General features: G+C 74.9%; 18 protein-coding genes. 8 read left to right on the forward strand and 10 right to left on the reverse strand.

Features of this window, described 5'->3' with window-relative positions:
- Positions 1 to 67: 67 nt before the first annotated feature.
- A complete protein-coding gene (locus ACIQCH_RS23000; protein WP_402583747.1) occupies positions 68 to 988 on the reverse strand; it encodes a DMT family transporter in 921 nt (306 codons plus the stop codon).
- A 167-nt stretch (positions 989 to 1,155) separates the two neighbouring features.
- Between ACIQCH_RS23000 and ACIQCH_RS23005 the strand changes: the two genes are divergently transcribed.
- Both ACIQCH_RS23005 and ACIQCH_RS23010 read left to right on the forward strand, forming a co-directional pair.
- Positions 1,156 to 2,301, forward strand: coding sequence for an AI-2E family transporter (locus ACIQCH_RS23005; RefSeq protein ID WP_402583623.1), 1,146 nt, complete (start codon positions 1,156 to 1,158; stop codon positions 2,299 to 2,301).
- 114 nt (positions 2,302 to 2,415) lie between these two features.
- On the forward strand, positions 2,416 to 3,375 hold the full coding sequence (locus ACIQCH_RS23010) for an SDR family NAD(P)-dependent oxidoreductase (RefSeq protein ID WP_402583625.1): 960 nt from the start codon (positions 2,416 to 2,418) through the stop codon (positions 3,373 to 3,375).
- 13 nt (positions 3,376 to 3,388) lie between these two features.
- Here ACIQCH_RS23010 and ACIQCH_RS23015 read toward each other — a convergent pair whose 3' ends face one another.
- From ACIQCH_RS23015 to ACIQCH_RS23025, 3 genes are read right to left on the reverse strand one after another with little or no spacing between them, the layout of a single operon-like run.
- Positions 3,389 to 4,636, reverse strand: a complete 1,248-nt coding sequence (locus tag ACIQCH_RS23015) for a hypothetical protein (RefSeq protein WP_402583627.1) — start codon at positions 4,634 to 4,636, stop codon at positions 3,389 to 3,391.
- Entirely contained in the window at positions 4,633 to 6,450 is a 1,818-nt protein-coding gene (locus ACIQCH_RS23020; protein ID WP_402583629.1) for a lipopolysaccharide biosynthesis protein, read from the reverse strand. Before ACIQCH_RS23020 ends, ACIQCH_RS23015 begins: the two co-directional genes overlap by 4 nt.
- Positions 6,447 to 7,652 (reverse strand): glycosyltransferase family 4 protein, encoded by a 1,206-nt coding sequence (locus tag ACIQCH_RS23025; protein ID WP_402583749.1) that lies wholly within the window; start codon positions 7,650 to 7,652, stop codon positions 6,447 to 6,449. Before ACIQCH_RS23025 ends, ACIQCH_RS23020 begins: the two co-directional genes overlap by 4 nt.
- Before the next feature lie 172 nt (positions 7,653 to 7,824).
- Between ACIQCH_RS23025 and ACIQCH_RS23030 the strand changes: the two genes are divergently transcribed.
- Complete coding sequence (locus tag ACIQCH_RS23030; RefSeq protein WP_402583630.1) at positions 7,825 to 8,313, forward strand: adenylyltransferase/cytidyltransferase family protein; 489 nt, start codon at positions 7,825 to 7,827, stop codon at positions 8,311 to 8,313.
- A 115-nt stretch (positions 8,314 to 8,428) separates the two neighbouring features.
- On the opposite strand, the gene ACIQCH_RS23035 is transcribed toward ACIQCH_RS23030, so the two are convergent.
- Positions 8,429 to 9,160: a CDP-alcohol phosphatidyltransferase family protein gene (locus ACIQCH_RS23035; RefSeq protein ID WP_402583632.1), complete on the reverse strand. Its 732-nt coding sequence runs from the start codon at positions 9,158 to 9,160 to the stop codon at positions 8,429 to 8,431.
- Positions 9,161 to 9,225: 65 nt separating this feature from the next.
- The gene (locus ACIQCH_RS23040) at positions 9,226 to 10,557 is read right to left on the reverse strand and encodes an MFS transporter (RefSeq protein ID WP_402583634.1); all 1,332 of its coding nucleotides are present in this window, start codon (positions 10,555 to 10,557) and stop codon (positions 9,226 to 9,228) included.
- Positions 10,558 to 10,633: 76 nt separating this feature from the next.
- On the opposite strand from ACIQCH_RS23040, the gene ACIQCH_RS23045 reads away from it, so the two are divergent.
- Positions 10,634 to 11,122: a MarR family winged helix-turn-helix transcriptional regulator gene (locus tag ACIQCH_RS23045; RefSeq protein WP_402583636.1), complete on the forward strand. Its 489-nt coding sequence runs from the start codon at positions 10,634 to 10,636 to the stop codon at positions 11,120 to 11,122.
- 72 nt (positions 11,123 to 11,194) lie between these two features.
- Here ACIQCH_RS23045 and ACIQCH_RS23050 read toward each other — a convergent pair whose 3' ends face one another.
- Positions 11,195 to 13,024: an ABC transporter ATP-binding protein gene (locus ACIQCH_RS23050; protein ID WP_402583638.1), complete on the reverse strand. Its 1,830-nt coding sequence runs from the start codon at positions 13,022 to 13,024 to the stop codon at positions 11,195 to 11,197.
- Positions 13,021 to 14,901: an ABC transporter ATP-binding protein gene (locus ACIQCH_RS23055; protein WP_402583640.1), complete on the reverse strand. Its 1,881-nt coding sequence runs from the start codon at positions 14,899 to 14,901 to the stop codon at positions 13,021 to 13,023. The genes ACIQCH_RS23050 and ACIQCH_RS23055 overlap by 4 nt, the downstream gene beginning before the upstream one ends.
- A gap of 87 nt (positions 14,902 to 14,988) precedes the next feature.
- On the opposite strand from ACIQCH_RS23055, the gene ACIQCH_RS23060 reads away from it, so the two are divergent.
- From ACIQCH_RS23060 to ACIQCH_RS23070, 3 genes are all read left to right on the forward strand, one after another.
- Positions 14,989 to 16,218 carry a hypothetical protein gene (locus tag ACIQCH_RS23060; RefSeq protein ID WP_402583642.1) on the forward strand — a complete coding sequence of 410 codons (1,230 nt, stop codon included), beginning with the start codon at positions 14,989 to 14,991 and terminating at the stop codon, positions 16,216 to 16,218.
- 165 nt (positions 16,219 to 16,383) lie between these two features.
- Positions 16,384 to 16,749 carry a hypothetical protein gene (locus ACIQCH_RS23065; protein ID WP_402583644.1) on the forward strand — a complete coding sequence of 122 codons (366 nt, stop codon included), beginning with the start codon at positions 16,384 to 16,386 and terminating at the stop codon, positions 16,747 to 16,749.
- Positions 16,750 to 17,041: 292 nt separating this feature from the next.
- Positions 17,042 to 17,305, forward strand: coding sequence for a hypothetical protein (locus tag ACIQCH_RS23070; RefSeq protein ID WP_402583646.1), 264 nt, complete (start codon positions 17,042 to 17,044; stop codon positions 17,303 to 17,305).
- A gap of 22 nt (positions 17,306 to 17,327) precedes the next feature.
- On the opposite strand, the gene ACIQCH_RS23075 is transcribed toward ACIQCH_RS23070, so the two are convergent.
- Entirely contained in the window at positions 17,328 to 17,720 is a 393-nt protein-coding gene (locus tag ACIQCH_RS23075; RefSeq protein ID WP_402583647.1) for a nuclear transport factor 2 family protein, read from the reverse strand.
- Between the two features lie 93 nt (positions 17,721 to 17,813).
- Here ACIQCH_RS23075 and ACIQCH_RS23080 point away from each other — a divergent pair, with 93 nt between their 5' ends.
- Positions 17,814 to 18,449 (forward strand): PadR family transcriptional regulator, encoded by a 636-nt coding sequence (locus tag ACIQCH_RS23080; protein ID WP_402583649.1) that lies wholly within the window; start codon positions 17,814 to 17,816, stop codon positions 18,447 to 18,449.
- Here the strand turns inward: ACIQCH_RS23080 and glgX are convergent.
- Positions 18,403 to 20,694, reverse strand: coding sequence for a glycogen debranching protein GlgX (gene glgX / locus ACIQCH_RS23085; protein ID WP_402583651.1), 2,292 nt, complete (start codon positions 20,692 to 20,694; stop codon positions 18,403 to 18,405). The two genes, ACIQCH_RS23080 and glgX, sit on opposite strands and share 47 nt — an antisense overlap.
- Between the last annotated feature and the right edge of the window lie 7 nt (positions 20,695 to 20,701).

The following is a 20,701-nucleotide window of genomic DNA, read 5'->3' on the forward strand; positions in this document are numbered from 1 at the left end:
AGCGCCCCGCGTCGATCAACATGTCCACGGTGGTCACCGTACGGACCGGACGCGGACCGCGGCGACCCTATTCCGGGGCGGCGTCGGCGGCGTCCGCGCCGCCGGAGGAGCCCCCGGGGGCGCCGGCGGACGGCGGGTTCGGGTCCGGGTCGCGGCGGGACAGCGCGAGCACGCCGGCCACGATCAGTGCCAGCCCGGCCGCCTCCGCCCACACCCAGCCGCCGCCGCGCACCCGCTCCGAGTACAGCAGTACCCCCAGCAGCAGGCTCACCGTCGCGTCGCCCAGCGTCAGCGCCGGCTGCGAGGCGATCAGCGGGCCGCCCTGCAGGGCGTGCTCGAGCAGGGTCAGGGCGGCCATGCCGGTCAGGGCGAAGCCGTACGTCTGCCAGGAGGTGAGGAACGCGACGAAGCCGTAGTCCTCCAGCCGGTAGACCGCGGCCTTCATCAGGGCCGCGGTCAGGGCGTAGCAGATGGCCGTGGCCGCCCCCAGGCAGGCCGCCCGCATCCGCCCCGGCGGCCGCCACAGTCCGGCCGCGGCGAGCGCGCCGACCGCCACCGCGCAGGCCACGAGTGCGGGGGCCCAGCGGTCCAGCGGGACGTGGACGCGGTTGCCCTCGGGAGCGGCGGCCCCCAGCGCCAGACCCAGCCCCACCACCACCGCGGCCACCGCCGCCCACACCGCCCCGGGCATCCGTCGCCGGACGAACAGCGAGGCGATCAGCAGCGCCAGTGGCAGCTCCAGCACGAACAGCGGCTGTACGAGCGCCAGCGGGCCCGAGGCCAGCGCCAGGGCCTGTCCCGCCCCGGCCGCGATCACCGCCGCGATCCCGCCGATCCAGACGGGGCGCCGCAGCAGGTCCACGATCAGGCCGGGCCGGAAGCCCCGGCTCTGCGGCACGGTCAGGGCGGCCCGCCGCTGGAGTACGGTGCCGAGCGCGTTGCTGCCCGCGGCGAAGACCGCGAACAGCACCGCCAGGGTGAGGGACAGGGACACACGTCCTCCGATGCGCTGGGTGGCGTCCTCCCTCCAGGCTCCGGCGGGCGGGGGCCCGCCGCGCGCCGGCACCGGGCGTCGGTCGTCCGTACGGCCCCCGGTCGGGGGAACCTGGGGGCGCGCGCGTGGCGGGTCGGGCGCCGGGTGGTACCAGAACCGGCATGCAGCCCCAGGTGTCCCCGCTCCTGCGCAAGGCCGCGGCGTACGCCTGGCGCCTGCTGGTCGTCGCCGTCGTCGTGTACGGGGTCTTCGGGATCCTCGGCCGTTTCCACGAGATCGGCGTGGCCCTCTTCCTGGGCCTGGTCATCACGGCGCTGCTGCGCCCGGTGGCCGACCTGCTGGCCCGGGGTCTGCCGCGCGGGCTTGCGGTGGCGGTGTCCCTGCTGGGCAGCATCGCGCTCGTACTCGGCGTACTGGCCCTGGTGGGGGAGGCGGTGGCGGGGGAGAGCGACACGCTCGTCCGCGAGTTCCGGGACGGCCTGGACAGCATCGAGCGCTGGCTGGAGAAGCCGCCCTTCCGACTCGACCCGCACGCCCTGTCCGACCTCCAGGCCAAGATCGGGGAGTTCCTCTCCAGCCACCGCTCCCGGTTGCTGTCCACCGCGGTCAGCGGGGCCGGCCAGGTGGTGAAGGTGCTCACCGCGCTGGCCCTCGCGTTGTTCTCGTCGGTGTTCTTCATCTACTCCGGGGACCGGATGTGGGTCTGGTTCCACGACCAGCTGCCGCCGGGGGTCAGGGAGCGGACGGACCGCGCCGCCCGGGCCGCGTGGAGCACGTTCACCGGCTACACGCACGGGATCGTGCTGGTGGCCGCCACGAACGCGGTGCTGGTGGGCGTCGCGCTGTACTTCCTGGGCGTGCCGCTCGCGGTGCCGCTGGCGCTGCTGGAGTTCTTCGCCGCCTTCGTCCCGCTGATCGGCTCGCCCGTGGCGCTGGCGGTGGCGGCGGTGGTGGCGCTGGCGGCGAAGGGTCCGCTGACCGCCGGCATCGTGATCGCGCTGATCGTGATCATCGGGCAGATCGAGGGGCACCTGCTGCACCCGCTGGTCATGAGCTGGGCCGTCCGGCTGCACCCGCTGGTGGTGGCCGTCTCCGTGATCGCGGGGTCGATCGCGGCGGGGGTGGTGGGCGCCGTGGTGGCGGTGCCGCTGGTCTCGGTGGTCTGGTCGGTGGTCGTGGCCCTGCGGACCCAGCCCGTCCCGCCGCTCGGGGCGGATGCCGCCCCGGCGCCCGGCGGCCGGCCGCCCGGCCCGCCCCCGGCCGACCCCGCGCCGCCCGGAGGTCCGGCCCCCGGTCCACCCGCATGATCCTGCACCCGGACCGCCCGGACCGCCCGGACCGCCCGGACCGGACCGCCCGGATGGTCCGGCGCCCCGAATGCCCGGCTTGTCCATCCCGTGCGGCCGTGGTTTGTTGGCGCCATGACCGCACCGGCACAGCACCCCCTCGGTTCCGGCTTCGGCGCCCGCAGCACGGCGGCCGAGGTCCTGGCCGGTCTCGACCTCACCGGCCGGTTGGCCGTGGTCACCGGCGGAAACTCAGGCCTCGGCCTGGAGACCACCCGGGCCCTGCTCGGGGCGGGTGCCACGGTCGTGGCGGCCGTCCGCCGGCCCGAGGCGGCCCACGAGGCCTTCGCGGGGGCGGGTGCGGTGGAGGTGCGGCGGCTCGACCTGGCCGACCAGGACGGCGTGCGGGCCTTCGCGCAGGAGTTCCTGGCGACCGGCCGGTCCCTCGACCTGCTCGTGAACAACGCCGGCGTGATGGCCCTGCCCGAGACCCGGGTCGGCCCCGGGTGGGAGGCGCACTTCGCCACCAACCACCTCGGCCACCACACCCTGACGAACCTGCTGTGGCCGGCCCTCGCCGAGGGCGGGGGCGCGCGGGTGGTGGCGCTGAGCTCCGGAGCCCACCGCTACTCGCCGATCCGCTGGGACGACGTCATGTTCACCACCGGCTACGACCGGGCGGCCGCGTACGGGCAGTCGAAGACGGCCGACGCCCTGTTCGCCGTCCATCTGGACGCCCTCGGCCGCGGACACGGGGTACGGGCCTTCGCCGTGGACCCCGGCGCGATCCTGACCCCGCTCCAGCGGCACATGACCCGCGAGGAGATGGTCGGGCTCGGCTGGATCGACGAGGCCGGGAACGCGAACCCGAACTTCAAGACGCCCGAGCAGGGCGCGGCCACCCAGGTGTGGGCGGCGAGCTCCCCGCGGCTGGACGGGCTGGGCGGGCTGTTCCTGCAGGACTGCGAGGTCGCCGCGGTCTCGGAGGGCGACGCGCCCGGGGTGCGTCCGTACGCGGTGGACACCGGTGAGGCGGAGCGCCTGTGGCGGCTGTCGGCGGAGCTCACGGGCGTGGACGCGTTCGCCGCGGAGTGACGGCCGCCCCGGCTCAGGCCGCGACCGTCGCCGCCGACGTCCCGTCCTGCGCCGGTCGCGGCTGCGGCTCCACCCGCGAGACCCGGTACCAGGCCGCCAGGGCCTTGAGGGCCGAGCCCGCCGCCAGGCCCCACGCGGCGCCGGGCGCGCCCCACAGGGCGTAGCCGCCCAGCAGGAAGCCCACCGACAGCAGCGAGAACACCACCTGCACCGAGAGCGTGGCCTTCGGGCTCAGCACGCGCAGCGTCAGCAGCGCGCAGGTGCCCAGGCCCATCACGGCGTACTGCGCGCCGGTGGCCGGCAGCAGGGCCGAGGCCGCCCCCCAGGTGGCGCCGAGCAGTTCGCGGCCGAGCCGGTCGGGCAGCGCGTACAGCACCGCGCCCCAGCCCGCGCCCACGACGGCGAGCACGCCGCCCAGTCCCAGCGTGGCCCGGACCACCCGCCGCTTGCCCCGGAACCGGCCGAGCAGCGGCGGCCCGAAGGCGTTCGCCGAGTTGAACAGCACGTTCAACGGCCCGAACAGGGTGGTCGCACCGCGCAGCGCGCCGACCGCGAGCGGGGTGGCGATCACGCCGAGCCCGAGCACCGCCAGCTGGCTGGAGCCGTTGCCGACCGCGAACTCGACCAGGAACCGCTGCCCGAGGTGACCCCGGCGCAGGTACGGCCGTACGTCCGCCCGCGCGCCCGCGGTGAACGGGCGCAGCAGCCACAGCCCGAGCGCCAGCGCGGGCAGCGCCGACAGGCCCCACACCAGCACCAGCCGGGCCGGCGAGACCCCGTGCGGCTGGGTGGTGAGGGCCGCGACCACACAGGCCAGCCGCAGCACGTCGGCCGCCAGGGCCCGCTGCGGCTGCCGCAGGGCGGAGAAGCAGTAGCGCAGCCCGTCCTGGCCGAGGGCCACGGGCAGGACGGCGCCCAGCGCGAGGAACGCCCCGCCCGAGGACCCGCCCAGCACCAGGCCGGCCACCGCCAGCAGGGCGCCGGCGGTCAGCGAGCCGAGACCGGTGAAGGCCACGGCGGACCGGCACACCGCACCGACCCCGGCGCCGCTCTCGAGCACCACCGTCTGGCCGACGTACGCCATGTTCACGCCCAGCAGCACGCTGAAGGCCACGTACACCATGGAGAAGGCCGCGAAGCCGTCCGCGGAGGACAGCCGCGCGGCCAGCACCAGGACGAGGATGTTGGTGAGGCTGGAGGCGGCCTGGTCGAGGACCGAGGCCGCGACGGCCACCAGCCGCCGCGGCTCGCGGGGTGTCACCGTTCGCCCGGGCGGACCATGCGCAGGGCGACGGTGTCACTGCCGTCACCGGGTATGTGCTGGGTCGGGTCCGGGATGCGGTCGGCCGGGTTCGGCGGGCCCGCCGGATCGGGGGTCCGCTGCGCCCGCTCGGACGCGGCCGGCGGCGGCACGTGCTGGCGGCGCGGCGCCGGGGCCGGCGCCTCGGCGCGCCCGCCGCCGCGACGGCCGCCCTTGCCACCGCCACCGCCACCGTCGCCGCGGCCGCCCTTCTTCTGGTTGAGCTGCTCGCGGTGCACCACCGCGCCCAGCACCGTGCCGCCCGCGCCGCTGATCAGCTCGCGGATCCGGACCAGGTCGGTGCGGTGCACCTCGCGCGGGTTGCAGACCACGAGCACGCCGTCGACGCGGTCGACGAGCGCGAGCGCGTCGGCGTACGAGAGCACGGGCGGGGCCAGCACGACCACGGTCGAGTTGGGGGAGTCCGCCTCGGAGATGAGCCGGGAGGTCCGCTGCGAGGTCAGCGCCCGCGCCACGTTGCGCACCTCGTCGCCGGGGATGAGGTCGAACGAGCCGGACTCGCCCGCGTCCACGACGAGCTGCTGGCCGTCGGGCCACTCGGCCTCGGCGGTGCCGCCCAGCTGGCTGCTCCAGCGCGGCCGCGCCCCGGTGTCGGTGCGCAGCTGGCTGGCCAGCACCGGCGTGCGCAGGTCGGCCTCGATCATCAGGACGTCCTTGCCGGTCTCGGCGAAGGACGCGGCCAGGTTGACGGCCACCGCGGCGGCCTGCTCGCTGCTGCCGCGCGGCGCGACCACGAGCAGCCGGCGCCGGTCGGCGAACCGGGAGTCGTAGGCGAGCCGGAAGGCCACCGAGCGGTACTCCTCCGCGAGCCGCGGATCGACGTCGCCGGCGGCCAGCAGCGGGCCGCCGCCGGTCTTGTCCCGGGGCAGGGTGCCGAGCACGGGGGCGCGCAGCGCGCGGGCCACGTCGCCGTCGGAGCGCGGCGCCGGGTCGAAGACCAGCCGCACCCAGGCCGCGAGCAGGCCGAGGGCCAGGCCCACGGCGCCGCCGAGCAGCAGCGACATGATCACGCCGGGGCCGTCCGGGGACTTGGGGGGCGTGGCGGTGTTGGTGATCCGGCCCGGGGCCATGTCGAGCGACTGGAGCTTCTGGATGTCGCTCTCGATCCCGCCCTTGGTGTCGGCGGCGACGGCCTTCTGGGTGTAGAGCGTGTCCCGGCCCGGGCCGTCGGCCGTCCGGCTGATCTCCTTGTTGAGGTCCTCGATGCGCTCGGCGAGCGGTGCGGCCTGCTTCCGCTTCGCCTTGACCATGTTGTCCCGCTGGGACTCGTACGCGGCCCGGCGGTTCTTCAGGTACGCCTCGGTCATCGCGTTGGCCCGCTTCGCGGCCTGGGCGGGCGAGGTCGAGGTGTAGGTGAAGCGCAGCACGAGGGTCTGCGGCGGGTTGGTGACCTGGAGGCCCCGGCGCAGGGCGCCGAGCTCGTCTTCGGACAGGTCGAGGTCCTTGGCGGCGTTCTTGGCGACCTCGTTGCCGAGGGCGGCCTGCCGCTCCGAGCCGATGTTGATCAGCTTGTCGGGGGAGGAACCGTTCGCGTCGAACGGGTTGAGGGCGGGGGCCCGCAGCACCACGTCCGAGCTGGCCACGTAGGTGTCCGCGGAGGAGATGCCCAGGTACGCGCCACCCACCAGGCCGACGCCGACGCCGCCGAGCAGGATCCGCCGGTAGCGGGTCAGCTGCCGGAACTGGTCCCGCAGGAGGTCCGGTTCGTCCTCTCCCGCGGTCACGGCCGCGGCGGGTCGGTTCGTCTCCGTCACGGCAGGGGTCCCCCAAGTGCTTCGTCTATCAGTGCGTCGATCCGGGCCAGGCCCGCCTCGCGGCTGAGGTGCGCGGTCACGTGGCGCGGTCCCGCGGCGCCCAGCTCGTCGGCCGCCGCCGGGTCCTGTGCCAGCGACCGTACGGCCTCCAGCAGGGCGTGCGGATCCTCCGGCGGGACGAGCACCCCGGCGCCGGAGCGCCTGACCTCCTGCGCGGTGCCGCCCTCGGCCGCCACCGACGCGACGACCGGTCGCCCGGCCGCGAAGTAGGAGGTCAGCTTGGACGGCACGCTCATGTCGAGGACCGCCGCGTGCTGCGTCACGGCGAGCACGTCCGCCGCGGCGAGGATATCCGGGAACTTTCCGTCCTCGGCAGGGGGGATGATGTCCAGGTTGGGGACGTCGGCGGACAGATCGGCCAAAGCGGAACGCTGGCTTCCGTCGCCCATCAGCACGAACCGCACCTTCGGGTCCAGCCGGGCCGCGCCCACCAGCACCTCCAGGCCCTGCTTGAGGCCCATGTTGCCGGAGTGCAGCACCACCGTCTGGTCCGGCGACCAGCCCATGTGCCGGCGGGTCTCGCCGCGCGGCTGCGTGGGGGTGGCCACGTGCGACCAGTTGGGGACGAGCCGGATCTTCTTCTCGTCCACGCCCATGGCGACGACCTTGTCCACGAACGTCTCGTGGATGACGCCCACCAGGGTGGCACGCGTCAGCGCGTACGCCTCCGCCTTGCCCGCCAGGGCGGCCGCCTTGTCGCCGCCGCTGATCCCGCTCTGTGCGGCCGCCGCGCCCATCAGGTCCTGGACGACCGGGACGTACGGGACCTTCCACTTGGCGGCGAGCCGGGCGGCGAGCACCCCGCCGGCCAGGCTCGGCATCTGCGCGAGGATCGCGTCCGGCTTCGGCATCCGCGGCGGTGCCACGGCGCCGTGCAGGAGGATCGATCCTTCGAACGCGGCCCGCTTGACGGCGGTCTGGCGGGCCGGGACGGTGTGCGCGCGCCGGTGCACGGTGACCCCCGCGCGCTGTTCCGTACGCCGGAGCGCCCCCTTGTACTCCGGTTCCAGCGCCCACGAGGGGTAGTGCGGCATGCCCGCGAACACGTGCGTGTCGTGGCCGAGTTCCGCCCAGTGCTCCGCGATCTGCGTCGCGTACGGGCCGATCCCCGCGTGTTCAGGTGCGTAATTCGTGGACACCAGCAGCAGTCTTCTGTGACTGGATGTGGACACTGAGCGTCCCCTTCCCCCCTGGGTGGTGCGTCGGCCACCCTAGTCGTTCATCCGCACGCCGCGGAACGTGCACGCTATCGTCTGATAATCCGCCGCACTGGGGAGTGCGGCTTTTGGGGGGTTGTCAATGACGGAGCGAAAGATGTCCGAGACCGCGGGGCGCACGAGCAGGCCGTACCGGGTCGGCTATGCGCCGGGTGCCTACGACCTGTTCCACATCGGGCATCTCAACATCCTCCGGCACGCCCGCAGTCAGTGCGACTACCTCGTCGCCGGTGTGGTCTCGGACGAGATGGCCGAGCTGGCCAAGGGCCGCCGCCCCATGATCCCGCTGGTGGAGCGACTGGAGATCGTCCGCAGCGTCAAGTACGTGGACGCGGCCTTCGTCGAGACGGTTCCGGACAAGCTGGAGACCTGGAAGCAGGTCCGGTTCGACGTGCTCTTCAAGGGCGACGACTGGCGGGGCACGCCCAAGGGCGACAAGCTGGAGACCGACTTCGCCACCGTGGGCGTGGACGTCGTGTACTTCCCGTACACGGTGCACACGTCCAGCACCCAGCTGCGCCGGGCCCTGGACGCGCTCTCCCAGCCGCTGCCCGCCGAGCCGCCGGTTGTCGCCGAACTGCGCTGAGGTGCTCCCTCCCGCGCCCGGGCGCGGGCAGGCCGCGCCCCGGTCCGGAGGTCCGGGGCCCCGCCCCGCTCCGGCCGGGGTCCGGCGTTCGACCGCGCCCGGCGTCAGGCCGTGTTCACCGCTTGACCGCGCTCAGCTCCCGGAACCACTTGGCCAGGAAGGCCACCAGGAACAGCACGGCCACCGCGCCCAGCACGGCGTACGCCCACCGGAACAGCCCGCCGCCGCCGAGCAGCAGGAACACCAGGCAGAACACGCCGTAGTCCACCGGCAGCAGCGCCACCGCGCGCAGCGTCGACGGCGCGGCCGCCGGGCTGCCCGGGGCGGGCTTGGGCTTGAGCTTCTCGGTCAGCAGGCCGCCGAAGAACGTGACGATCGCGGCGAACTGGAAGCCCAGCGGCACCAGGAGCCACACCTCGCCCCCGTCGCCGGATATCCCGTAGTCCTCGGGGAAGCGGTAGAAGGCGACCAGCACGCAGCTGTGCAGGGCGGTGAGCTTCGCGCAGTCCACCACGTGGTCCAGCCACTCGCCGGCCGCGCTGCCGCTGCCGCGCAGCCGGGCCAACTGGCCGTCCGCCGAGTCGAAGGCGAAGCCGACGGCCAGCGCCGCCCACACGGCGACGCCCAGCCCCCACGACGGCGCGGCGAGCGCCACCGCGGCCACGGCGGCGAAGCTGAAGGCCGCGCTGACCAGCGTGACCTGGTTCGGGGTGAGCCCGAGCGCGTAACTGCCCGCGGCCAGGTAGCGCCCGGCCGGCCGGTTCACGAACCGGGAGTAGAGCGACACCCCCTTCGCGGACTTCTGCGCGCCGCGCAGCTGCTCCAGGGCGGTCCCGACTCTGCCCATGCCCCACCTGATCCCCTCATAGCGCCTATAGAACGCGGGTACGACACGTCCCGCTGAGGCGGACATCATGCCAGGGCGGGGTCCGGCTCCCGCGGGGTATCCGCACGTACGTCCGGAAGCAGCAGTACGGCGAGGTTCGCGCCGGCCACCAGCACCGCGGCCACCAGCAGCGGCGCGGCCGTCCCGGTGACCCCGGCCAGCGGGGCCGCCACCGCCAGGCCGAGCGGCCGGGCCGCGAACGAGAGCAGGGCGTCGAACGAGCCCACCCGGCCCAGCGCCCCGGCCGGGATCCGGCGCTGCATCTCGGTCTCCCACAAGGGGCTGAGCACTCCGAGCCCGAACATCCCCGCGCAGTACGCCGCCGCCACCGCCGCGGTGGGCAGCCGCAGCGCGAGCGCCGTCAGCGGCAGGGCGTACGCCGCCGCGCCGACCGCCACCCAGCACAGCGGGCGGCGCACCGGGAGCCGGCCGGCCGCCCACATCCCGACCAGCAGGCCGGCCGTGCCGACCTGGGCGATGATCACCCAGGACGCCTCGCCGCCCAGGGACTCCACGGCGATCAGCGGACCGAGGGTGAGCAGCGCCCCGGCTGCGAGGTGCCAGACGCCGTGGCCGAGGACATTGGCGAGAAACCACGGGTGCCGGCGCGTCTCGACCCAGCCGGCGCGCAGTTCGGCCGTGAACCCCGCGGTTCCGCCGCCGGTGCGCTCCGCCGCCCGTCCGCGGGACGGTCGCGCGGCGGACGGGCGGGCGGTGGACGGGCGGGTGGCGGGCAGTCCGCCCAGGGTCAGTGCCGACAGCGTGAACAGGGCCCCGGTCAGCAGCGAGGACCAGCCCGGCCCGACCGCCAGCATCAGCGTGCCCGCCGAGGCCGGACCGGCGACCTGGGCGAGTCCGGTCGCCACGCCGAGCCGGCTGTTGACCCGCAGTCGCCGGTCCGGGTCCCTCACCACGGCCGTCACCAGGGTGTGGGCGGAGGGCGAGCCGAGGGCCACGCCCGCGCCGGTCACCGCGGCCAGTGCGGCGAGGGCGGGGATGCGTACCGTGCCGGCCAGCAGCAGGGCGCCGGTGCCGAACTGGGCCGCGGCGCGCACCAGGTCGGCGGTGAGCACCACCCGCTGGGCGCGGAACCGGTCGGCGACCACGCCCGCGACGGGCAGCAGGAGCAGCATCGGCACCAGCTCGCTCGCCAGCACCAGGCCGAGGTCGCCGGCCGAGCCGGTGCCCACCACGGCGAGGGTGAGCGTGGTGGGGATGAGCGCGCTGGCGAGGGCGGCGAAGGAACGGCCGGCCAGCAGGCGCGCGATGCCCTTCCCGGCGGGGCGTCGGGCCCCGGGGGCGGCGGGGGGTGCGGCGGGCGCCCCGGGAGCGGTGGGTCGGGTGGATGGCGGAGTCATGACGGCAAAGTATTTCGCTGGCGAATCATTCGTCAACGAAATAAAGGGGAGCGGGGCGGCCCGGATAATGGGCGGCATGGAGGACTCCGTCGACCGCCACATCGCCCGCTGGCGCGGCAAGGCCCCCTTCGACGAGCGCGTCGAGGGGATCGTCACCCGCATCCAGCTGCTGACCAAGCACGTGCACCAGGCCAAGGAGCGGGCGCTGGCGGAAGTCGGGCTCCAGCACTTCGAGTTCGAGACCCTGCACCGGCTCGCCTCCCGCGGCGAGCCCTACCGGGCCACGCCCTCCGAGCTCGCCGGCGAACTCCTGCTGTCACCGGCCGGGATGAGCGGGCGGCTCGACACCCTGGAGAAGTCCGGGCTGGTCCGGCGGTTGCGCGCCGCCGAGGACCGCCGGCGGGTGGACGTCGAGCTGACCGGGGAGGGCAAGGACCGCTGGGAGGCGGCGATGCGGCTGCGCGGGGTCGCCGAGGACGCGATGGCCGAACCGCTGTCCGCCGACGAGCAGGACGCGCTCTCCGCCCTCCTCAAGAGGATGCTGCTGCACGTCGAGAACGCCTGACCGACGCCGACGCCGACGCCGACGCCGACGCCTGACCGACGCCGACGCGGCCGGCCGGAAGCGCGAGCCGCCTCAGGAGGGCAGGCCCTGCACCAGGCCGTCCCGCCACGCCCGGTGCAGCTCCGCGAACCGGCCCGAGCCCGCGACCAGTTCGGCCGGGCTGCCGTCCTCCACGACCCGGCCGTCGGCCATCACCAGGACCCGGTCCGCGATCTCCACCGTCGACAGCCGGTGCGCGATCACCACCGCCGTACGGCCCTGCAGCACGGTCGCCATGGCCCGCTGCACGGCCCGCTCGCCCGGCACGTCCAGCGAGCTGGTGGCCTCGTCGAGGATCAGCACGCCCGGATCGGCCAGCAGCGCCCGCGCGAAGGCCACCAACTGCCGCTGCCCGGCCGAGATCCGGCCGCCGCGCTTGCGCACGTCCGTGTCGTAGCCGTCCGGCAGGGAGCTGATGAAGTCGTGCGCCCCGATGGCCTTGGCGGCCTGCTCGATCTCCGCGCGGGTGGCGTCCGGACGCCCCAGGGCGATGTTGTCCGCCACGCTCCCGGAGAACAGGAACGCCTCCTGCGTCACCATCACCACCCCGCGCCGCAGGTCGGGTCCCGACAGCTCGCGCAGGTCCACCCCGTCGAGCAGCACCCGGCCCTGCGAGGGGTCGTAGAACCGCGCCAGCAGCTTGGCCAGCGTGGACTTGCCCGCGCCGGTCGACCCCACCACCGCCACCGTCTGCCCGGCCGGCAGCCGCAGGTCGAACGGCGGCAGCACGTCCACCCCGCTCCGGTAGCCGAAGCCCACCCGCTCGAACACCACCTCGCGGCCCGGGTGCGCCCCGTCGCGGACCGGCAGCTCCCGGGGCGCGACCGGCTCGGGCACCGAGGGCACCTGGGCCAGCAGGCCGGCGATCTTCGCCAGCGAGGCGGCGGCCGACTCGTACGCGTTGAGGAACATCGACAGCTGGTCGATCGGCTCGTACAGGCGGCGCAGGTACAGCACGGCGGCCGCGAGGACGCCGAGGTCGAGCGACCCCTCGGCCACCCGCCAGCCGCCCCACAGCACGATCGCCGCCACCGTGAGGTTCGCGGTGCTCCGGGAACCGGTGACGTAGCGGGCCATCTCCAGCAGCGCGTCGCCGTTCTGCCGCTCCAGGCGCCGGTTCAGGACGGCGAACTCGGCGTCGTTCGCCCGCTCGCGGCGGAAGACGCGGACCGGCCGGATGCCGTTCAGGGTCTCGGTGAACTTCACGATCACCGCCGCCATGGCGGTGGACTTCGCCGAGAACACCGGCTCGGCGCGCCGGCGGTAGCTGCGCACGAGCAGGTACAGCGGCCCGAAGCTGGCCACCGCCAGCCCGCCCAGGCCCAGGTCCAGCCACAGCAGGGTGCCGCCGATGAACACGAAGGACAGCAGGACCGCCAGCAGCTCCTGCAGGCCCTCGCCCAACAGCTCGCGCAGGGACTCCACGTCCGTGGTCGAGCGGGAGATCAGCCGGCCCGAGGTGTAGCGCTCGTGGAAGTCCAGGCTGAGCGCCTGGGCGTGCCGGAAGATCCGACCGCGCAGGTCCAGCAGCACGTCCTGGTTGACCCGGGCCATCGCCCGCACGTACCCGTACTGCAGCAGGCCCGCGCCCGCCGCGCACAGCAGGTAGCCGACGGCGACCGCGACCAGCGGGCCGTGGTCCCCGGCCCGGACCGCGGGCACGCCCCGGTCGATGGCGTACGCGACCAGCAGCGGCCCGGCCTGCCGGGCGGCGGTCTCCAGGACGAGCAGCAGCGCGGCCACCGCCACCCGGGCCCGCAACGGCGCCAGGAGGCTGCGCAGCAGCACGCCGGTGGCCCCGGGCGGCGCCTCCAGCTCGTCGCGGTCGAAGGCGTCCGCCCCGGCCGTGGCGTCCGCGCTCATCGCAGCTCTCCCTCCGCCCCGAAGGGCCCCCTGCCCGACATGAGCCAGGCGTACTCGACGCTGTCGCGCAGCAGTTCGTGGTGCGTGCCCACGGCCGTGATCCGGCCGCCGGACAGCAGCGCCACCCGGTCGGCCAGCTGGACCGTCGATGGCCGGTGCGCCACCACCAGCGCGGTGGTGTCCGCCAGGACCCGGCGCAGGGCGGCCTCCACGAGCGCCTCGGTGTGCACGTCGAGGGCCGACAGCGGGTCGTCCAGCACGAGGAAGCGCGGGTCGCCCGCGACGGCCCGGGCCAGCGCGAGCCGCTGGCGCTGGCCGCCGGACAGGCTCAGGCCCTGCTCGCCGACGCGGGTCCCGAGGCCCTCGGGCAGGTCGTGGACGAACTCCGCCTGGGCCGTGGCCAGGGCGCGGGCGACCTCGGGGCCGCCCATCGTCACGTTCTCCTCGACGGTCGTCGAGAACAGCGTCGGTTCCTCGAAGGCCACCGACACCAGCGAGCGCAGCCGCTCCCGCGGCATGGCCGTGACGTCCTCGCCGTCGAGGGTGATGCGACCGCCGACGAGCTCGTGCAGTCGAGGCACGAGGGCGGTCAGGGTGGTCTTGCCGCTGCCGGTGGCGCCGACCAGGGCCATCGTCTCGCCGGGGCGCACGTGCAGGTCGACGCCGTCGAGCACCGGGGGCGAGTCCGGGTCGGCGTCGGGGTAGCGGAACCGGACGCCCTCCAGGCGCAGGCCGCCGCCGGCCGCGGGCCCCTGCGCCCCGGACGCGGTCCCCACCCCGGTGGGGCCGGACGCTGGCACCGGCGCGACCGGGACCGCGGCCGCGGCGGGGTCGGGGCCCCGGCCCGGGACCGTGGTGTCCCAGGGGTCCTCGCGCGGCTCGTCCAGCGCCTCGAAGTAGCGCTCGGTCGCGGTGGCCGCCTCCTGGGACAGGGCCAGCAGCCAGCCGATCGACTCCACCGGCCAGCGCAGCGCCAGCGCCGTGGACAGGAAGGCCACCAGGGTGCCGGCCGACAGGTCCCCGTCCGCGACCTGCACGGTGCCCAGCACGAGCGCCACCCCGATGGCCGCCTCCGGCAGCACGGTCATGTACGCCGAGATGCCCGCCAGCAGCCGGGCCTTGGCCAGCTCCGTGCCGCGCAGCTCGCCCGACAGCTCGCGGAACGCGCGGGCCTGGCTGCGGTTGCGGCCGAAGCCCTTGATGATGCGGATGCCGAGCACGCTCTCCTCGACCACCGTGGTCAGGTCGCCGACCTGGTCCTGGGACCGCCGCGAGACGATCGCGTACCGGGCCTCGAACGCCCCGCACAGCATCACCAGCGGGACCACCGGGACCAGCAGCACCAGCCCCAGCGTCCACTCCTGCACCAGCAGGATCACCGCACCGGCTCCCACCGTGACGGCGTTGACCACCAGGAACGTCAGCGGGAACGCCAGGAACTGGCGCACCATCATCAGGTCGGTCGTCCCGCGCGAGAGCAGCTGGCCCGAGGCCCACCGGTCGTGGAAGGCCACCGGCACCCGCTGCAGGTGCGCGTACAGCTCGCCCCGCAGGTCCGCCTCCACGCGCGACAGCGGTCGCGCCACCAGCCAGCGCCGGTAGCCGAACAGCGCCGCCTCCGCCAGCCCGAGCAGCACCAGCCACACGGCGCCCCACACGACCCCGGCGGTGTCGCCGGCGGCCACCGGGCCGTCGACGATCCACTTGAGGACGAGCGGGATCACCAGGCCCACGCAGGAGGCGGCGATCGCGACGAACACGGCCGTCAGCCAGCGCACGCGTACCGGGCGCACGTACGGCCACAGGCGCAGCAGGGTACGGACCGCGGAGCGTTCGCGGCCGGCTGCCGGGGCGGGGGAGTCAGGGAGGGAGGCCATCAGGCGCGAGCATACGATTCGCTCCTGACATCGCCCAGCGATTATCCGGATGCGCTACCGGGGGGAAGAATGAGCAGGCCGCAACGCATGAGACGAGCCGTCAGGGGAGTGGCCGCGGTGCTGCCGCTGCTGCTCACCGCCACCGCGTGCGCCGTCGCGTTCGGGGACGGCGACGACGGCCGGGGGGCCGACGTCTACGGCAAGCCGTTCTCGCAGCACTTCGCCGCCGCGATCGCCGCCACCCGGGCCGCCGGCTCGCTGCGCTTCACCTCCACCGTCGAGTACGCCGGTGTGACCGCGACCGCCCGCCACGTCACCGAGGGCCGGGTCGACTTCCGCAGCGGCACCGCCGAGGCCCTGCTGACCCGCGAGGTCCCGGTCGGCTTCGAGGACGCGGCCGACCTCGACGCACCCGGCGTCTCCTACCCCCAGCGGCTGACCGTCACCGGCTCCGAGGTGCGGGCCCGGGGCGTCGACGGCGGCTGGCTCGGCTACCCGCCGGCCACCCGCAAGGCGCTCGACCCGCAGGGCGGGGCACCGGCCTCCGCGCACGCGCCGGGCCCGTTCCTCCCGTACGGCGGCACGCTCGCCGACCTCGTCGCGCGGGTCAGGCCGCACGCGACGCCCGTGGTCCAGCCCGACGGCAGCCGCGAGTACCGCACCACGCTCACGGTCGGCCAGGCGCAGACCCTGCTCCCGCACCGGATCGCGTACACCAGCACGGGCCCCGGCGTCATGGACCTGCCGGTGCCGCTGTACGTGCGGCTGGACGAGCGGGGTCGGCTGATCGGCGCCGACGCCGACCTCGCGGTGCTGCTCGACCGGGTGCAGCACGGTCCCGGCACCCGCTTCCTCAAGGGCGTGACCCGGCTCCGGGCCAGCTTCCTGGCCAGCGGCTTCGGCGAGGCCGGCGACGTCCGGCCGGCCCCCGCCACGGACGCCCGCAAGGCCACCGCCTCCGCCTTCGCCCTGCCGAAGGGCAGCTGTGCGGTGCCCGCCGCCGGTCTGGCCGACCCCGCCCGGGTGCGCGTCGTGGGCTGCTCGGCCCGCCACACCATGCGCTTCTTCGCCGCGGCCGGCACCGCGGACGCCGGTGGGGCCACGGCGTCGGGGTACGTGTCCCGGACCTGCGAGGGCCCGTACCGGGACCTGCCGCACGCCTGGCTCGCGGGCGCCGAACCGCGCTACCGGAACGTCATGAGCGTGCGGGCGGGCTCGTTCCGCTTCTCCTTCGACTCCGCCGGCAGGACCACCGGCGCCCCGCCGAAGCTCGCCCTGAACGTGGCCTGCTACCTGAGCACCCCACTCCGGTCATAGCGGTGGGATCCGCCGACGGGCTCGGCAACGGCCTTAAACCGCCGCAAAGTTATGCCCCAAAGGTGACTGTCTGCAGCCTGATCCGGTCGGATAGCAAGGACCCGGCGCCCGGACGGCCCGCCGAAGGTCGGCGGCGATGCCGGCGTGCCGCGAAGGGAACCCCTCATGATCCGCACCCGCACCGCCGCCGTGCTGGCCACCCTGGCCGCCACCGCCCTCGCGATCACCGCGAGCCCCGCCTCGGCCGCCCCCGGCGACACGCAGAACATGTGCTCCAGCACGCTCACCCCCGACGGCTGGGTGGACGTCCAGTGGTGGAACAGCGGCGGCTGCGGCTCCGGTTTCAACCCCAACACCAAGCAGATCAAGGACCTCCGCGGCTACCCGGTCGGCACCCAGGTCAACGCCTGCGCCTCCACCTGGCCGCCGGCCGGCTGGACCATCACCTCGAGCTACTACTCGAGCGGCTGCCGCTACTCCGCGGTCCCCAGCTTCAACCCCAACACCTGGACGTTGAAGCGCACTTCCTGACCCTGCCGCCGCCCCCGGCGGCCGCCACCGCCCGCACCCGCCCCCGACCGGGACCGGCCCGCGGGGCGGGTGGTGGCACGGGCCGTACGGGCCGTGCGGTCCGCGACGCCGGACCGTACGGCCCCCGCCCCGCCGCCGTGCGGGCGCCGGTGCGGTGCTCTAGCGTCGGAAGGGCGGGGGTGACCGACGCGCGAGCCGGTCGCCCTCCGGAACGCCTGCTCCGCGCCGCCCCCGCCCGCGGTCCGGCGCACTCGCGGATCGCGTGACCGACCGAGAGAGCAGGTGCATCCGCATGCGTCCGTCGGCCCGCCTCCCCGGAGTCCTCGCCGCCCTGGTCCTCGCGGCCGGCGGCGTCGCCGTCGCCGCCCCGGCAGCGTCCGCCAGCGTCCAGGACTGTACGAAGTACGTGGTGGCACACGGCGTGAAGTCCACGTCCGACGTCGCCCAGGCGTGCTACCAGGGTTCCATCGGCAACCAGACCAGTTGCGTCGCCACCCTCCAGCAGGCCGGCCTCTCCTCGAGCGACGCCGGCGGGGCCTGCCGCGCGGCCCGCTAGGGCCCGTCCTTCGGATCAGGTCCTAGGCCTGCGCCGCCTCCTGCGCGATGCGGTCGAACTGGGCGCCCATCGCCTCGGCGAGGGCGTTGGCCGCGGACAGGGGGCGGACCATGACCGTGAAGGCGTCGATCCGGCCGTCCTCGTCGAAGTGCAGGAAGTCGCAGCCCTGGATGCGCTTGCCGCCCACCGTCGCGTTGAAGACGAAGGCGTGGTCGCGGCCGGCCGGGTCGGCGATCTCCCGCTCGTAGGCGAAGTCCTCGAAGACGCGGTCCGCCGCGCGCAGGATCGCGGCGGTGAGCGCCCTGCCCCGGTACGGCTTGAAGACGACCGGGCTGGTGAACACGACGTCGTCGGCCAGCAGGGCCTCCAGCGCCGCGTGGTCATGGGTCTCGACGGCCTTGCGGAACGGGTGCACGACATCCCCCTCGCTACTAAACAAATTGAATAGGTGTGGATGAGGGTAGGGAGAATGGTCCCGCCCTGTCCAGACCCGCGCTACCGTGGCGGGATGGCACTGCGCAACGCCCTGATGGCCGCCCTGCTGGAGGGCGAGGCGTCCGGATACGACCTGGCCAAGGAGTTCGACGCCTCCGTCGCCAACTTCTGGATGGCCACCCCCCAGCAGCTCTACCGCGAGCTGGAGCGCATGACGGCCGACGGCCTCGTCACCGCCCGCGTCGTCGAGCAGGAGCGCCGCCCCAACAAGCGGCTGTTCGCGCTCACCGACGCGGGCCGGGCCGCCGTCCGCGCGTACGTCGCCGAGCCGCCGGCCCGGCCCACCGCGATCCGCGACGAGCTGATGGTCAAGGTCTCCTGCGCGGACGTCGGCGACCTCGACGCCGTCCGCGCCGCGATCGGCGAGCGGATGGACTGGGCCACCGCCAAGCTCGCCCGCTACGAGCGGCTGCGCGAGCGGCTGCTCGCCGGGCGCACCGAGGACGAGTTCTTCGACTCGGCCGAGCGCGTCGGCCCGTACCTCACCCTCCTGCGGGGAATGGCCTTCGAACGCGAGAACCTGACGTGGGGGCGCACCGCGCTGCGCCGGCTCGACCGCCGCGCCGCGGCGCGCGCGGCGGCCCCGCCGGCCGGTCCGCCGGTCAGCCCGTCACCCTCAGCAGCAGCACCGCCCGCGCCGGCACCGTGAGCGGCTGCCCGCCCCGGTAGCGCACCCCCGGCGCGGCCGCCTGGTCCTCCCGCGCGGTGTCCACCACCAGCTCGTACGTCCGGGCCCACGGCTCCCCGGGCAGCGTCCACGCCAGCGGCCGGTCCCCGGCGTGCAGCAGCGCCAGGAAGCTGTCGTCGGTCACCTTCCGGCCCCGCGCGTCCCGCCCCGGGATGTCCCGCCCGGACAGGAACAGCCCCAGCGCCGCCCTCGGTTCGTACCAGTCCGACTCCGTCATCTCCGTCCCCGCGGGCGTGAACCACGCCAGGTCCCGCAGCCCGTCCGGCTGCTGCGGCCGGCCCGCGAAGAAGGCCCGCCGGCGCAGCACCGGATGGGCCCGGCGCAGCCCGATCAGCCGTGCCGTCAGCGCGAACAGCTCCCGCCAGCCCGGCGCCTCGCGCAGCGACCAGTCCACCCACCCCGTCTCGTTGTCCTGGCAGTACGCGTTGTTGTTGCCGCCCTGGGTCCGGCCGAACTCGTCCCCCGCCACCAGCATCGGCACGCCCGTGGACATCAGCAGCGTGGTCACCAGGTTGCGCAGCTGGCGGCGGCGCAGCGCGCCGATCCGCGGGTCGTCCGTCTCGCCCTCGACCCCGCAGTTCCAGGACCGGTTGTCGTTCGTGCCGTCCCGGTTGTCCTCGCCGTTGGCCTGGTTGTGCTTGCGCTCGTACGAGACGAGGTCGCGCAGGGTGAACCCGTCGTGCGCGGTCACGAAGTTCACCGACGCGTACGGGCGGCGGCCGCCCCACGCGTACAGGTCGCTGGAGCCCGACAGCCGGTAGCCCAGGTCCCGTACGTCCGGCAGCGCGCCCCGCCAGAAGTCCCGCACGGCGTCCCGGTAGCGGTCGTTCCACTCCGTCCACAGGGGCGGGAAGGCGCCGACCTGGTAGCCGCCCGAGCCCACGTCCCACGGCTCGGCGATCAGCTTCACCCGGCGCAGCACCGGGTCCTGCGCGATCACCGCGAGGAAGGGGGAGAGCATGTCGACGTCGTGCATGGAGCGGGCCAGGGCCGCCGCCAGGTCGAAGCGGAAGCCGTCCACCCCCATCTCCGTCACCCAGTACCGCAGCGAGTCCGTGATCAGCCGCAGCACGTGCGGGCGGCCCGCGTGCAGGGTGTTGCCGCAGCCCGTGTAGTCGGCGTATCGGCGCTGGTCGGACTGGAGCCGGTAGTAGCCCCGGTTGTCGATGCCGCGCAGGGACAGCGTCGGGCCCAGCTCGCCCGCCTCGGCGGTGTGGTTGTACACCACGTCGAGGATCACCTCGATCCCGGCCGCGTGCAGCGCCCGCACCATCTGCTTGAACTCGCCGACCTGCTGGCCCGCCGTGCCGGAGGCCGCGTAGCCGGCGTGCGGGGCGAAGTAGCCGATCGAGTTGTAGCCCCAGTGGTTGCGCAGGCCCCGGCGCAGCAGGTGGTCCTCGTGCGCGAACTGGTGCACCGGCAGCAGCTCCACCGCCGTGACCCCGAGCCGGGTCAGGTGTTCGATCGCCGCCGGGTGCGCCAGACCCGCGTAGGTGCCGCGCAGCTGCGGGGGGACGTCCGGGTGGCGCATCGTGAACCCGCGGACGTGCAGCTCGTAGATGACCGAGTCGGCCCACGGCGTCTTCGGGCGCACGTCGTCGGCCCAGTCGTCGTCATCGTGGACGACCACGCCCTTGGGCACGAACGGCGCCGAGTCCCGGTCGTCGCGCACGGTGTCCGCGATGTACTGCTGGGGCCAGTCGCGGACGTGCCCGTACACCTCCGGCGGCAGGGCGAAGTCCCCGTCGACGGCCCGGGCGTACGGGTCCAGCAGCAGCTTGGCCGGGTTGAACCGGACCCCCGTCCACGGGTCCCAGCGGCCGTGCACCCGGTACCCGTACCGCTGCCCCGGCCGTACGCCCGGCACGAAGCCGTGCCAGATCTCGTGCGTGAGCTCCGGCAGGGCGCACCGGGTCTCCGCGCCGCGTTCGTCGAACAGGCACAGTTCGACCGCCTCCGCGCCACCGCCCGCCCACAGCGCGAAGTTGGTGCCCGCCACGCCGTCCGGGCCCACCCGGTAGCGGGCCCCCAGCGGGGTCGGTGCCCCGGGCCACACCGGTGGGCCCGGCAGGGCCCGGGCGGTGCGCCTGCCGTTCGTGCGCGGGGCGGGCGCGTGGCCGACCCGCTCCGCCCGGGGGGTCCCGGGCCCGCCCGGGACCGTCTGCTGCCCGCCCGGGACCGCCTCCTGCTCCGCTGCGCTCGACACTCTCCCG

Origin of the sequence: Streptomyces sp. NPDC093225 (assembly GCF_044753805.1) — a bacterium.
In the GTDB taxonomy this organism is placed as follows: Bacteria; Actinomycetota; Actinomycetes; order Streptomycetales; family Streptomycetaceae; genus Streptomyces.